Genomic DNA, 13,082 nt, shown 5'->3' on the forward strand with positions numbered 1-13,082 from the left:
GATTCGCGTGCTGTCACTCACCTGGGATGTGTGCGATGCCGGTGCGCCAGCGCCTCGTAGGACGCGGCCAGCGCCGGCGCCGCCGTCTCGTACGTCCGCTGTGCCACGCCCACGAACAGGCAGTCCACGACGAGCAGCTGGCTGGTCCGCGAGGACATCGCGGCGGGCCGCAGCTCGGTCTCCCGGGAGGTGGAGGTGGTCAGCACATGGTCGGCGTACTGCGTGACCGGCGAGTCCGGGCGGCCGGTGATCGCGACCGTCGTCGCCCCGTGCTCGAAGGCGACCCGCAGCGGCTCTATGACGTCCCCCGTCGAGCCGGAGTGGGTGATCGCGATCGCCACATCGCCCGCCCGCAGCTGCACCGCGTTGGTCACGGCGAGATGCGGATCGCTGTGCGCGTGGGCTATGAGCCCTATTCGCAGCAGCTTCTGCGTGAGGTCCTGGGCGACCAGCCCGGACGCCCCTATGCCGTACACGTCGGTCCGCCGGGCGCCGGCCAGCGCGGTGACGGCCGCGCCGAGCTGGGCGGTGTCGAGTCCGGCGGCCGTGTCGGCGAGGGTCTGCTGCTCCTCGTAGGCCAGCTTGGCGACGACGTCGGCGATCGGGTCGTCCACGGCGATGTCGGTGGTGATGGCGGGCGCGCGGCCGGACTGCTGCTGGGCGGCGAGCCCGGCGAGGGCCAGACGCAGATCCCGATAGCCCGGGTAACCGAGCAGGCGGGCGGTGCGTACGACCGTGGCCTCGCTGGTGCCGGTGCGTTCGGCCAGGCCGGTGACCGTGAGGGCGGCGCAGCCCGCGGGGTCGCTCGCGACGGCCTCGGCCACGCGGTGCATGGACCGGGTCATGGACGGGGCGAGGGTGCGCACCTTGGCGGCGAGGGAGCCGCCCGGACTGCCGAAAGTTTCCTTCACGTCCTGGGTCACACATGAAAGATATTTTCGTTTCGATGGAGCGGTCAAGAGTGCGCACAATGGGACCATGGAGCCTGTAAGCGACCCCATCGATGACCCCATCAGCCCCCTTGAACAGGCCTTGCACGCGGCGCGCGCCCTGGTGCTGGCTGATCTGGTCGCGCGCGAGGTCGCGGAGGCGGACGTGGTCTCGCTGGTCGAGGACTCCGTCACGCAGCGGCGCTGGTGGGTCGAGCAGTGGCCGGACGGCGCCCCCTTCCTGGCCGGGCTGGTCGCGCAGGACGTACAGGACGCGCTGCTGGAGCGGTACGGCCGCTGGCCGCTGTGCCCGGTGTGCGGCTCGGGCGACCCGCACGCGCTGGACGTGGAGCCGGAGCTGGGACCCGACCCGCACTGGGTGTGCCACAAGGCGGGCGTACGGGTGGCGGCGGTGGGCGCGTTGGGCCGGGCCGCGGGCGGGATGACGTCCTCGTGAGGCGCCGTCCGTGACGATCTACATCGACCCGCCGAACTGGCCCGGGCACGGCCGGATGTGGTCGCACCTGATCAGCGACGTCTCGTACGAGGAACTGCAGCGGTTCGCCGACGAGCTGGGCCTGCCCCGGCGCGCCTTCGAACGCGACCACTACGACATCCCCTCCCACCGGTACGCGGACGCCGTACGGGCCGGTGCGGTGCAGGTCAGCAGCCGCCAGGTGGTGCGGCTGCTGCACGCCTCCGGCCTGCGCCGGCGCAAGGGACTGGCTCAGCGGCCCAGCTCGTAGACGTACCCGTCCTCGCTCTCGCCCGTCTTCCGCCACCCCGCGCGGGTGACGACCGCCTGGGACAGGAGGTTGTCCGGCTCGATCGTCGCGCACAGGGTGTGGACGTCGTCCCTGGCGAGCGCCCACTCCGACAGTGCGCGCAGCGCCTCCGTGGCGTAGCCGTTGCCGCGGGCGGCCTCGGCGAGGTCGTAGCCGATCTCCACGCGGCCGTCCTCGTCCGGGACGCCGTGGAAACCCATGCCGCCGACCGCGAGGCCGTCCTCGCGGCGGACCAGGGCGAACACGCCGAACTCGGGGCGGTGCGCGCCTGCTTCGTACGCCTTGAGCATGAAGCCCGAGGCGTCCCGCGTGCCCTCGAACGGGCCGCCGTCGATCCACTCGAAACCGCCGTCGCCGCCCAGCCGCAGATCGCGGGCGGCGGCCGGGCGGACGCCGGTCAGGGTGAGGCGCTCGGAGGGGATGACCACGTTGTTGCGCCAGCGCCAGTCGGTGACCGGGGCGCGGCCCGGCAGTTCGCCGCGGCCGGTTGCCCACACCAGGGTCGACCAGGGCTCGGGGCCGGGCTGGATGTGCGGGAAGATGCAGGCCAGCACGGACGCGACGAGTTCCGCTGGAGGCTCGTAGGAGAGGCCGAGACCCTGGGCGATGTCGTGCGTGTGCAGCAGCACCTCGGCGATGCCCATCGCCGCGAAGCCCTCGCGGTCGGCGCTGCGGAACGGGTACGGGTGGAAGGCGCGCACGCCGGGCGGGGTCGTACGGACGGTGGTGGCGAGCAGGACGCCGGTCGTCTCGATCACGTGCAGTAGGCCGGCGTTGTCGGCGCCGTCATCGAGGGTGATGTCGAAGGGGACGTAGGCGTCCTGGGCACGGCCCGCCAACTGCCCCGCGTAGGCGATGAGATCACTCGCGATGTGCTCGGCCGCCTCCCGGCAACTCCACTCCAGCCGCCCGGCCTTCACACCGGCCCAGTCCCGCTCCACCGCAGGCCGCAGCGCCGCCACACAGCTCGCCACGGCCTCGTCCACATCGTCCCCGCTCAATACACGCATGGGCCGCAGGGTATGGGGGCGCGGGTGGCCGGGGCGACAGTATTTCCAGCTCGGGCAGGTGGGGAGGGGCGCCTCAGGCCGACAGCATGTCCAGCTCGGAGGTGAGGTTGTAGCGAGCCGTCGCCTCCCAGTGCTCCTGGCCGTACGAGGTGTGGAACAGGTGGGGGAGGGCCAGGAGTTGGCGGAGGATCGCCGAACGGCCCTCGCGGAAGGCGTCGTTCGGGACGAAGTGGTACTCCTCGCGGACCTCGGTGGTGTAGACGGCGTACGCCGTCGGGGGCGAGGCCAGGATCGCCAGATCCGCGTCGCACAGGACCTGGCCGTTGCGGTCGTCGGCGGTGGGGGCGTGGGTGACCGTGAGGCGGACCAGACGGGCCACCTCCGCCGTCCTCGCCTCGGGGACGCCGGCCTCCGGCAGGGCGCGTTCGGCCAGCCGTGCCGAGCGCTCCTCGTTCTCGGAGCGGTCGGGGAGGTAGACCGCGTCGTGGAACCAGGCGGCCAGGCGTACGGCGTCCGGGTCGGCCGCGTGCTTCTCCAGGGCGTCGATGTGGTCGAGGACCGCGGTCAGGTGGGTCAGCGTGTGGTACCGGCGCTGCGGTTCCTGCCAGCGGGTGAGCAGGTTGTCGGCGTAGGGGGCGGGATCGGGGCCGCCGCCGGGGGCGCGGGCGGCCTCCAGGGTGCAGGCGAAGCGGGTGCGCAGGGCGTCGAGGTCGAGAGCTGCCATGGGGTCCATTCTTTTGTACGAGACCCCGAAATGGGCCGCGTACGAGCTGGTCGGGTGCGCGGCCCCGGCTGAACGGCCCTGGTGAACCGCCCCAGGTTTGCGGTGCCCCGTACAGGCGTAGTCTTGGATTGGACTAGACCTCTAGCCGCCGATCGATGCCGACGAATGGGGTGCCATGAGCAAGCGTGCAGTCCTGGAGGTGATCGCCCTCGACGTCGAGGACGCGGTCGCGGCCCAGGCCGGAGGCGCGGACCGCCTGGAGCTGGTCACCGACATGGCGGCCGACGGGCTCACCCCGTCGCCCGCCACGGTCGCCGGGATCCGTGCTGCTGTCGACATCGACCTGCGCGTGATGCTGCGGCTGGCGGACGGGTTCGCGGCCGGTGACGTGGACCGGCTGGTGGGTGTGGCGGGTGAGCTGCGGGCCGCCGGGGCGGATCAGTTCGTGTTCGGGTTCCTCGATGCCGGGCGCGGGGTGGACCTGGCCGCCGTGGAGCGGGTCGTCGGCGCGCTCGGCGGCTGCCCGTGGACCTTCCACCGGGCGATCGACCGGGCCGCCGACCGCGACGCCCTGCGCAAGCAGCTCGCCGACCTGCCCGGCCTCGACACCTACCTCACGGCGGGCGCCGCCACGGGTGTGGACGACGGCCTGGCGACGCTGGCCGCGGAGGCGCGCAGGAGGGGGGAGCCCGGGTACGAGCAGGCGATCCTGGTCGGCGGAGGCCTCCGCCTCGACCACGTCTCCCGGCTCAGGAAGTACGGCATCACGGCCTTCCACATCGGCGGCGCGGCGCGCCCCGAGGGGTGGGAGGGGCCGGTCTCGGCGGAGGCCGTCGCCCGGTGGCGGGCGGTGCTGGACACCCCGTGACCTCCTGGCGCCTCCCTGGCCCGGAGGCGGCAGCGCACGGGTTCTAGTGCCCGGCCAGCAGGCCGATGATCATGAGTATCGGTATGGACAGGACCAGCAGGCCCCCGAGACTCAGCGGGATCAGGGCCACGATTCCGGCCGGCCGCCGGAAGATCGGCTTGCCGGGGTCCAGCGGAGGCCGCCAACCGGGTGCCATGGGGGCGGGGATGCGCCGGATGGTGGACAGGGCGGCGAGGTTGATCAGCAGGATGATGGGCGTGATGAACGCCGACATCGGACCCCACCAGCCCATCAGCATGGTGTCGGTCTGCATCTTGCGGAACGAGGCCAGCGCGCAGGTGTGGCAGAACGTCCCCCGGCGCCGCAGGGACCGCATGATCACGATCATTCCCTGGTGACCGCGGATCGTCACCTGCGCCGCGGGCGCCGCCCCGCACACCTCGCAGCCCGGCCCGCCTGCCGGCATCCCGGCGCCGTACTGCTGCGGCCAGGCCGACGCGGGTGCGGGTGCGGGCGGGGCAGCCGCGTACGCACCGGCGGGCTGTTGGTACGGCCCCGGAGCCTGCGGATAGCCATAGCCCGCCTGGGGCTGCTGGTACGGGCCCGGAGCCTGCGGATAGCCCGGAGCCGACGGGGTCTGCTGATACGGCCCTGGAGTCTGCTGGTACCCGGGGTACTGCGGCGGTGGCGTGCTCAACTGAGGCCTTTCCAAGGGGACTTCTCAGAACGGCACGCACCTTACTAGGTGAGGTTAAGAGAGTTGCGAGGGCAAAGGTGCCGAGTGCGTCACGATCAGCCCCGACACCGCTCGGGTCAGCGCAACGTACAGGCGGCGCAAGCCCGTTCGCTCGTCCGGCTCGCCGTCGACCACCGCCTGCGGCTCGTCCAGGACCACGTAGTCGTACTCCAGACCCTTGGCGAGCGAGGCCGGGACCAGGGTCAGACGGGTCTCGCTCGTGGTCTCCTCACCGGGGGCCAGGAAGCCGATCCCGGCCGTCGTCAGCGCCTCGGCGAGTGCCGGGATCCGGGCGTCGGCGGCGATCAGGCCGGTCGAGCCCTCGTTGCGCAGCAACTCCTCGCAGGCGGCGACGGTTTCGGCCGCCTCCGTGGCCGTACGGACCTCGAAGAAGCCGGGGTTCTCGCGGACGGAGGCCACCGGGGTGAGGCCGGGCGCGATGTGCGGGAGGAGGCGGGAGGCGTACGTGATCACGTCCGTCGGAACGCGGAAACCCGCCGTCAGCTCCTCGATGACCCCCTCCTGCTTGCCGAGGTGGGCGAGCGCCTCGTCCCAGCTGCGGGTCGCCCAGGGGGTGGTGCCCTGCGCCAGGTCGCCCAGGACGGTCGCGCTGCCGGTGGTGCAGCGGCGGCCGACGGCCCGGTACTGCATGGGGGAGAGGTCCTGCGCCTCGTCCAGGACCACATGGCCGAGCGAGTGCGTGCGCTGGATCAGGTCGGCAGCCTCGTCGATCAACACCGCGTCCGCCGAAGACCACTTGGCCGACTTCACGCTGCGTACCGGCTTCGACCAAAGGATCGTCTTCCGCTCGTCCTCGCTGAGGATCCCCTCGGCGTGCTCGGCGAGGAAGTCGGCGTCGGTGAGCAGGCGCAGCACGAGCTTCGCCGGGTCGGCGGCCGGCCAGACCAGCTTCACGGCCGCCTTCACCGCGCTGTTGCGGGCCACCGCGTCCTGCACCCGGTCGTCCGGGGCCTCTCCGGCCCGCTCCATCTGGACCAGGACCGCGTGCGCGATGCGCTGCGGCAGGGCCTCGCGAGCGGCGCCGTAGCGGATGTCGCGGTCCAGCAACTCCCGGACGATGCCCTCCAGTTCGTACGCCGGGACCCGCCAGCGGCGCGAGCCGCGCACGACGACGATCGGCTCGGTGGGCAGGGTCACGTGGGAGTAGAGGGCCTGGCGCAGCACCTCGGCCATCCGGGCGTCGCCCTTGACGACGGCGGCTGCCGCCTCGTCCGTGCCGCGCACCTCCACATGGGCGACCAGGTCGTCCACGGTGGCCTGCTGCACGGTCAACTCCCCGAGGGCCGGGAGGACTTGCTCGATGTAGTGCAGGAAGGACCGGTTCGGCCCGATGACCAGGGTGCCGGTGCGGGCGAGCCGTTCCCGGTGGGCGTAGAGGAGGTAGGCGACGCGGTGCAGGCCGACGGCGGTCTTCCCGGTCCCCGGTCCTCCCTGCACGCACACGGTTCCGCCCAGCCCGCTGCGGACGATCTCGTCCTGCTCGGGCTGGATGGTGGCGACGATGTCGCGCATCGGGCCGACGCGCGGGCGCTCGATCTCCTGCTGGAGCAGCTTGCTGGTGGTGGCCAGCTCGGCCGGGTCGGACAGGGCCTCGTCCTCGTAGGCGGTGAGCTCGCCGCCGGTGTAGCCGAAGCGGCGGCGCAGTGCGACGTCCATCGGGTCCTTCTTGGATGCCCGGTAGAACGGCTGGGAGACCGGGGCGCGCCAGTCGATGACCATGGGGTCGCCGTCGCCGTCGTGCACATGCCGCCGCCCGATGTAGAACTGCTCGCCCTCCGCGCCCTCGGCCTGCTCGGCGCCCGGCGCGTGCAGGTAGTCGAGCCGGCCGAAGAACAGCGGGGTGTCGCTGAGGTCGGCCAGCGCCTTGATGCGGTCCTCGATCTGCCGGGAGAGCACCGCGGCGTTGACCCAGTTCGCGGTGACGTCGCTGATGTCCAGCGACTCCACGTCCTCGCGCATGGCGCGCAGGGCGGCCCGGGAGGCGGCGAGGTGGGAGCGCTCTCGGGCGAGGGGGCCGTCGGCGGGCGTGGGCAGGGGCGTGGACAAGGGGGTGCCTCCGGTGGGCGTGCTCCTGGGTACGGCAACTACGTCGGTGCCGTCCGGTTTCCGGCCGGGCGGCGGCACTCCGTGGGGGAGGCGGGCAAGAGCGGAGATTTTAGACGGGGAGGAGGGGTGGGGGCGAATGGTTTTCTGTCCCCTAGGGGGCGTGGGCCTCCTTTTGTAAGGGGCGGGGTCCACCCGGAGATCTACGCGGAGGCCTCCGGGATTAGCCCCGCAGACCGATGCGGCTGAGGGGCCCCGCGAGCCACCATGGAGACATGAGCGCAGCAACCATCCATCCAGCCGGTCTCCGGCCTCCGGCCGGTGCCACGGCCGTGGACGGCCCCCACCACCACTTCCTGGGCAACGCCCTGCGTGCCGTCAAGGTGTTCGCGGAGGCCGCGTTCGGCGTCGTGATCCTCGGCGAGTACGGCGAGGAAGCGGGCATACACCGCAAGTAACGGCATAGGGTCACCTCCGTGTGGAAACGGACGGTGGCGCCCTCCCTTCTCCCGACCCCTTCTCTCCTCCTTCTGACCCTCTCCCTCTGCTCCTTCGCCGCCCTGTGCGTCCTGCAGCGGGCCCCGATGGCCGACCTGCTGGTCTACCGGGCCGAGGGCGCCGCCGCGGCCCACGGCGGCGACCTGTACGGCTTCACGGTCACCCCGTGGCGGCTCCCGGCGACCTACCCGCCCTTCGCGGCGGCTCTGTTCGTCCCGGCGGCCTGGCTCCCCGTGCCGGCCCTGAAGGCCTTGTTCCTGGCGGGCAACACGCTTCTGCTGACCGCCCTCGTCACCCTCTCCGCCCGCCTGGCGGGCCGCCCCCTGCCCCTGTCCGCGCTGTGCACGGCGACCGCCGTCTCCGTCTGGATCGAGCCCGTCTTCCAGACGCTGCTGTTCGGCCAGATCAACCTCGTCATCGTCTGCCTGGTCCTGTGGGACCTCACCCGACCCCCGGGCGCCCGGGGCAAGGGCGTGGCCCTGGGCCTGGCCACCGGGATCAAGCTCACCCCGGGCATCTTCATCCCCCACCTCTTCCTCACCGGCCACAGAAAGGAGGCAGTGACAGCCACGGCGGCCTTCACCGGCACGGTCCTGCTCGGGCACCTGCTGCTCCCGGCGGCGAGCGCGGACTTCTGGACCCGCCGCCTCTACGACACCGGCCGCGTGGGCAAGGCCTGGGTCGTCGACAACCAGTCCCTGCAGGGCCTGGTCGCCAGGGCGCTGCACGACCCCGTTCCGGGCCCGGCCTGGGCGCTTCCGGCGGCGGCCGTCGGCGCGGCGGGGCTGTGGCTGGCGGCACGGGCGCGCGAGGACCGGCACGGAATCCTGCTGACCGCGTTCACGGGCCTGCTGATCTCACCGATCAGCTGGTCCCACCACTGGGTGTGGTGCGTACCGCTCCTCGCGGTGCTCCTGGCCGAGGGCCGCGTCCGCCTCGCGGCCCTCACGGCGGCGGCCTTCACCGCCCGCACCCTGTGGCTGCTCCCCCACGAGGGCGACCGCGACCTCCGCTTCCCGTGGTGGGAACAGCCGTTGGCCTCGCCGTACCCCTTCCTGGGGCTGGCGCTGCTGGCGGGCGCGGCGGTGCTGTGGCCGAGGGCCGCTCAGCCCGTGCCCTCCGTCAGGAGCTCGTCCGCGTCCACGATCCGGTAGGCGTAGCCCTGTTCGGCCAGGAAGCGCTGGCGGTGGGCGGCGAAGTCCTGGTCGATGGTGTCGCGGGCGACGACCGAGTAGAAGTGGGCCTGGTGGCCGTCGGCCTTGGGGCGCAGGACGCGGCCGAGGCGCTGGGCCTCCTCCTGGCGGGAGCCGAAGGTGCCGGAGACCTGGATGGCGACCGTGGCCTCGGGCAGGTCGATGGAGAAGTTCGCGACCTTGGAGACGACGAGGACGCTGATCTCGCCTTCCCGGAAGGCGTCGAAGAGCTTCTCGCGCTGGGCGTTGGAGGTCTCGCCCTTGATGACGGGCGCGTTCAAGTGCTCGCCCAGTTCGTCGAGTTGGTCGATGTACTGGCCGATGACGAGGATCTGCTGGCCGGCGAAGCGGCGGACGATCGCCTCCGTGACCTTCCGCTTGGTGTCCGTCGTCGCGCAGTAGCGGTACTTCTCCTCCGTCTCGGCGGTGGCGTACGCGAGCCGCTCGGAGTCGGTGAGGTTGACCCGGACCTCGACGCAGTCGGCGGGCGCGATGTAGCCCTGGGCCTCGATCTCCTTCCAGGGCGCGTCGAACCGCTTCGGGCCGATCAGCGAGAACACGTCCGACTCGCGGCCGTCCTCGCGGACCAGCGTCGCGGTCAGGCCGAGGCGGCGGCGCGCCTGGAGGTCCGCCGTGAACTTGAAGACGGGCGCGGGAAGGAGGTGCACCTCGTCGTAGACGATCAGGCCCCAGTCGCGGGAGTCGAAGAGTTCGAGGTGGGGGTAGATCCCCTTCCGCTTCGTGGTCAGCACCTGGTAGGTGGCGATGGTGACCGGGCGGATCTCCTTCTTCGTGCCGCTGTACTCGCCGATCTCGTCCTCGGTCAGCGTCGTCCGCTTCACCAGCTCGTGCTTCCACTGCCGGGCGGAGACGGTGTTGGTGACGAGGATCAGGGTGGTCGACTTGGCCTGCGCCATGGAACCGGCGCCGACCAGCGTCTTTCCGGCGCCGCAGGGCAGGACGACGACCCCGCTGCCGCCGTGCCAGAAGTTCTCCACGGCCTGCTTCTGGTACGGCCGGAGCGCCCAGCCGTCCTCGCGCAGCTCGATGGGGTGCGCCTCGCCGTCCACGTATCCGGCGAGGTCCTCGGCCGGCCAGCCCAGCTTCAGCAGCACCTGCTTGATCTGACCGCGCTCGGAGGGGTGCACGACGACCGAGTCCTGGTCGATCCGCGCCCCGACCAGCGGAGCGATCCGCTTGGACTTCAGCACCTCCTCCAGCACGGGCCGGTCCGTGCTGGTGAGGACGAGACCGTGCGCGGGGTGCTTGGAGAGGGTGAGGCGGCCGTAGCGGTCCATGGTGTCGGCGATGTCGACCAGCAGCGCGTGCGGCACCGGATAGCGGCTGTACTGCACCAGCGCGTCCACGACCTGCTCGGCGTCGTGCCCGGCCGCGCGCGCGTTCCACAGCCCGAGCGGGGTGACCCGGTAGGTGTGGATGTGCTCGGGCGCCCGCTCCAGCTCGGCGAAGGGCGCGATGGCCCGACGGCAGTCATCGGCCCGCTCATGGTCGACTTCCAGGAGCAGGGTCTTGTCGGACTGGACGATCAGCGGACCATTCACGCGCGGCACACCCTTCCACTACAGCCAAACGTCCAGTGTGCCTCAAACACGGACGATCAAGGGTGGTGGCGGAGGATCGGGCTCAGTCCTCCGCCAGCTCCGCCACGCCCGTCACCCGGTGCAGCGGATAGGTGCGCACCTCGTCCGCCGTGTGGTCGTACGCCGTCACGAAGCCGCCCTCCACCCGGATCGGGGCGATCACGCGCTGGCTCGCGGCGCCCTCGGCGTTGACGTAGCCGATCCACAGGGAGTCGCCGGTCAGGACGGCGGCCTGCATGGTGGCCAGGGTCTCGGCGGAGGAGGTGCGGGGCAGCTCGCCGTGCGCCGTCGCGACCGGGTCCCCGGCGGGCTTGCGCGGGGCGGTGGCGGCCAGGTCGCCGGCCCGGATCGCGCGGATCGCGGCCGTGAGCAGCGTGGCGTCGGGCGGCGGCGGCCCGTCCGGCACCGGCTCGGGGGCGGTGCGCGGCGGGGTGCGGTGGGCATGGGCGCGGGTGACGAGGACGTCGCCCTCGGCGGACTCGGCGGCGGGCGCGTAGCCCATGGCGCGCAGGCCCGCCAGCAGCGAGGCCGGGTCCGACTGCGCGGCCAGCACGGTCGGGGCGAGCCGGCGCAGCCGCAGCGCGGCGGCCCGCCGGTCGGCGAGGATCTCGTTCAGCACGGCGTCGTCGTCGCAGCGCACATAAGCCGAGGCCGCGCCCACCCGCAGATGCCCGTGCTTGCGCGCCACGTCGTCGATCAGATACGCGAGCGGCTGCGGGACCGGGGTACGGGAGTGCTGGGCGAGAAAGGCGTGCAGGTCGGCGGCGGCCCGCCCGGCGTCCAGCGCGCGCCGCACCGAGCCGGGGGTGAACCGGTACACGGTCGCCCCGCCCTTGGACTCGACGTCCGCGAGGACCCCGAGCATGTCGGCGAGCGGACGCTGGAGCGGGCCGGGGGCCACCGCCGTCAGGTCCGCCTGGAGCAGGACGTGGTCCAGCGGCTCGGGCAGCAGCGGCGCGAGCAGCCGGGCCGCGGCGGCGGTCGCGACGGACTGCTCGGCGGGGGAGAGGGGGGCGAAGGGCGCGAGCGGCGCGGGATGGTGGTGGTGCCGGACGGGCAGCTTGTCCCCGGGTCCGGCCGGCTCCGCTGCCCCCTCGGCCGGTGCTGGTGCCGGTGCCGGCGCCCCGAGCAGCGCGCGGCCGTGCGCCGCCAGCGCACCCCGCCCGGTCACGCCCAGCAGCTCCGCCTCCGTCAGGGCCCAGCGGGCGAGCCGCGAGCGCAGGTCGTCCTCGCCCTGCGGCCCGCGCAGGGGCCGTTCCCAGCGCAGCCGGGCCAGCACGGACTCGGCGGTGGGGGCCGCACCCTCCGGGAGCCCGGCGAGCAGGGCCAGCACCCGGTGCCGTACCTCGGGCGCGGCGGAGCGGTCGAGGCCTGGGCCCAGCGCCGACAACGTACGGTCCTTCGCGTCCCGCCCGCCGACCAGCCCCGGTGTCCGGGTGGCCGCCAGCCAGGCCTTGGCCAGCCGGGCCCAGCGCTCGGCGGGAGGCTGCTCCAGCCACTCGTCGTAGGCGGGGGTGGCGGCGTACCGCTCGTCGGCCTCGCCGTCGGGGGCGAGCAGGCCGGCCGCGTAGGCCAGTTCGACCCAGAACGCGGCGACCGGCTCGGGCACGTCGAGGGCGACGGCGGTCCGCTTCAGGTCGCGCACGCTCAGGCCCCCGGCCCGCAGCACGGCGGGGCCGCCCTCGTCCCAGTCCTTCAGCAGCTCCTCGACGGTGGCCACCGCCATGGACGCCTGCCCGGCCGCCGTGGCGTCCACCATGCGCGGGGCGTGTGCCGCGGCCGGCTCGACAGTGGGCGGTACCGGCTCGGTCTCCCGGTGCGCGCGGCCCTCGCGCAGGTGCAGGGCGACCTCGCGGGGCAGCACGACCGTGCCGGGCGTGGTCGGCAGCAGCAGGCCACGGTCGAGCAGCCAGCGCAGATGAGCGGCCGGGTCCGGGGTGACCTGCCCGTACGGCGGCCCCCACACCAGCCGGGTCAGCACCTCGCGGGAGGCTTCCGGCGCGTCGGCGAGCAGCGCGCTCATCCGCTTGCGGTCCGTGAACAGGGCGGTGAGCGCGGCCAGGGCGGAGACCGAGTCGTGCGTCGAGGGCAGCCCGGCCGTCGCGATGATCTCCTGGATGCGCCCCGGCGACATGCCCGAGCCCGCCTCCTGCACGGTCGGCCCGAGGCCGGTCGGAGAGGGGTGCTGCGGGGACGGCGCGAGCAGCTCCAGGGCGGTCCGCACCAGCCGCAGCCGCTCGTCGTCGCCCCACACCAGGGCCTGTTCGCGCAGCGCCGCGAGCGTACGGGGCAGCGCGGCGGTGACCGCCGGGTCGCCCGCGTCCCCGGCCAGCAGCCCGAGCAGGGTGTCGTACGACGCCGGGTCCGGGGCCACGGCCAGCGCCTCCGCCGTCTGCAGCGCGAACCGGTCCAGGCGCTCCAGGGCGCGCAGCACCGAGGCGCGGGTGCCGGCGCGGGTGGCCAGCTGGGTGAGGTCGGTCGGGACGGGCGTGATGAGGTCCGGCCGGCTGCGCAGCAGCGCGGCCAGGGAGGCGTCGTCCCGGGCGCGGAGCGCTTCCGCGAGGGAACGAGGGGCTGGGTGGGCCTCGGGGCTCATCCGACAAACGGTAGCGGACAAGCCGGTCCGTCCGGCGTTTGAGGACGGGGCATGCAGAAGCGGTACCGTCCTCACCGG

At 73.1% G+C, this 13,082-nt stretch carries 12 protein-coding genes; 5 read left to right on the forward strand and 7 right to left on the reverse strand.

Annotation, left to right across the window (positions count from 1 at the left end):
• Window positions 1–17: 17 nt before the first annotated feature.
• Window positions 18–923 (reverse strand): MurR/RpiR family transcriptional regulator, encoded by a 906-nt coding sequence (locus tag ACWD35_RS09440; RefSeq protein WP_451350573.1) that lies wholly within the window; start codon window positions 921–923, stop codon window positions 18–20.
• Window positions 924–978: 55 nt separating this feature from the next.
• Between ACWD35_RS09440 and ACWD35_RS09445 the strand changes: the two genes are divergently transcribed.
• Both ACWD35_RS09445 and ACWD35_RS09450 read left to right on the forward strand, forming a co-directional pair.
• The gene (locus ACWD35_RS09445; protein WP_451350574.1) at window positions 979–1,386 is read left to right on the forward strand and encodes a hypothetical protein; all 408 of its coding nucleotides are present in this window, start codon (window positions 979–981) and stop codon (window positions 1,384–1,386) included.
• Between the two features lie 10 nt (window positions 1,387–1,396).
• Window positions 1,397–1,675, forward strand: a complete 279-nt coding sequence (locus tag ACWD35_RS09450) for a DUF4031 domain-containing protein (protein WP_451350575.1) — start codon at window positions 1,397–1,399, stop codon at window positions 1,673–1,675.
• Here ACWD35_RS09450 and ACWD35_RS09455 read toward each other — a convergent pair.
• Window positions 1,657–2,724 carry a GNAT family N-acetyltransferase gene (locus ACWD35_RS09455; protein WP_451350576.1) on the reverse strand — a complete coding sequence of 356 codons (1,068 nt, stop codon included), beginning with the start codon at window positions 2,722–2,724 and terminating at the stop codon, window positions 1,657–1,659. The genes ACWD35_RS09450 and ACWD35_RS09455 overlap by 19 nt on opposite strands.
• A 73-nt stretch (window positions 2,725–2,797) precedes the next feature.
• Window positions 2,798–3,448 carry an HD domain-containing protein gene (locus tag ACWD35_RS09460; RefSeq protein WP_451350577.1) on the reverse strand — a complete coding sequence of 217 codons (651 nt, stop codon included), beginning with the start codon at window positions 3,446–3,448 and terminating at the stop codon, window positions 2,798–2,800.
• Window positions 3,449–3,623: 175 nt separating this feature from the next.
• Here ACWD35_RS09460 and ACWD35_RS09465 point away from each other — a divergent pair, with 175 nt between their 5' ends.
• Window positions 3,624–4,316: a copper homeostasis protein CutC gene (locus tag ACWD35_RS09465; RefSeq protein ID WP_451350578.1), complete on the forward strand. Its 693-nt coding sequence runs from the start codon at window positions 3,624–3,626 to the stop codon at window positions 4,314–4,316.
• Window positions 4,317–4,359: 43 nt separating this feature from the next.
• On the opposite strand, the gene ACWD35_RS09470 is transcribed toward ACWD35_RS09465, so the two are convergent.
• Together ACWD35_RS09470 and ACWD35_RS09475 are read right to left on the reverse strand one after the other, a co-directional pair.
• A complete protein-coding gene (locus ACWD35_RS09470) occupies window positions 4,360–5,013 on the reverse strand; it encodes an LppU/SCO3897 family protein (RefSeq protein ID WP_451350579.1) in 654 nt (217 codons plus the stop codon).
• 54 nt (window positions 5,014–5,067) lie between these two features.
• Window positions 5,068–7,119: a HelD family protein gene (locus ACWD35_RS09475; RefSeq protein ID WP_451350580.1), complete on the reverse strand. Its 2,052-nt coding sequence runs from the start codon at window positions 7,117–7,119 to the stop codon at window positions 5,068–5,070.
• 272 nt (window positions 7,120–7,391) lie between these two features.
• On the opposite strand from ACWD35_RS09475, the gene ACWD35_RS09480 reads away from it, so the two are divergent.
• Both ACWD35_RS09480 and ACWD35_RS09485 read left to right on the forward strand, forming a co-directional pair.
• On the forward strand, window positions 7,392–7,574 hold the full coding sequence (locus ACWD35_RS09480; RefSeq protein ID WP_451350581.1) for a hypothetical protein: 183 nt from the start codon (window positions 7,392–7,394) through the stop codon (window positions 7,572–7,574).
• 18 nt (window positions 7,575–7,592) lie between these two features.
• A complete protein-coding gene (locus ACWD35_RS09485; RefSeq protein WP_451350582.1) occupies window positions 7,593–8,768 on the forward strand; it encodes a glycosyltransferase 87 family protein in 1,176 nt (391 codons plus the stop codon).
• Here ACWD35_RS09485 and ACWD35_RS09490 read toward each other — a convergent pair.
• Together ACWD35_RS09490 and ACWD35_RS09495 are read right to left on the reverse strand one after the other, a co-directional pair.
• A complete protein-coding gene (locus ACWD35_RS09490; protein ID WP_451350583.1) occupies window positions 8,720–10,369 on the reverse strand; it encodes a DNA repair helicase XPB in 1,650 nt (549 codons plus the stop codon). The genes ACWD35_RS09485 and ACWD35_RS09490 overlap by 49 nt on opposite strands.
• An 82-nt stretch (window positions 10,370–10,451) precedes the next feature.
• Window positions 10,452–13,004: a helicase-associated domain-containing protein gene (locus ACWD35_RS09495; RefSeq protein WP_451350584.1), complete on the reverse strand. Its 2,553-nt coding sequence runs from the start codon at window positions 13,002–13,004 to the stop codon at window positions 10,452–10,454.
• Between the last annotated feature and the right edge of the window lie 78 nt (window positions 13,005–13,082).

The sequence above is a fragment of the Streptomyces sp. NPDC002671 genome (assembly GCF_053592475.1).

Excerpts from the sequence above, each read along its gene's own strand:
- ACWD35_RS09445 (WP_451350574.1), top strand. The coding sequence starts at position 979 with ATGGAGCCTGTAAGCGACCCCATCGATGACCCCATCAGCCCCCTTGAA.
- ACWD35_RS09455 (WP_451350576.1), bottom strand. The coding sequence starts at position 2,724 with ATGCGTGTATTGAGCGGGGACGATGTGGACGAGGCCGTGGCGAGCTGT.
- ACWD35_RS09460 (WP_451350577.1), bottom strand. The coding sequence starts at position 3,448 with ATGGCAGCTCTCGACCTCGACGCCCTGCGCACCCGCTTCGCCTGCACC.
- ACWD35_RS09465 (WP_451350578.1), top strand. The coding sequence starts at position 3,624 with ATGAGCAAGCGTGCAGTCCTGGAGGTGATCGCCCTCGACGTCGAGGAC.
- ACWD35_RS09480 (WP_451350581.1), top strand. The coding sequence starts at position 7,392 with ATGAGCGCAGCAACCATCCATCCAGCCGGTCTCCGGCCTCCGGCCGGT.
- ACWD35_RS09495 (WP_451350584.1), bottom strand. The coding sequence starts at position 13,004 with ATGAGCCCCGAGGCCCACCCAGCCCCTCGTTCCCTCGCGGAAGCGCTC.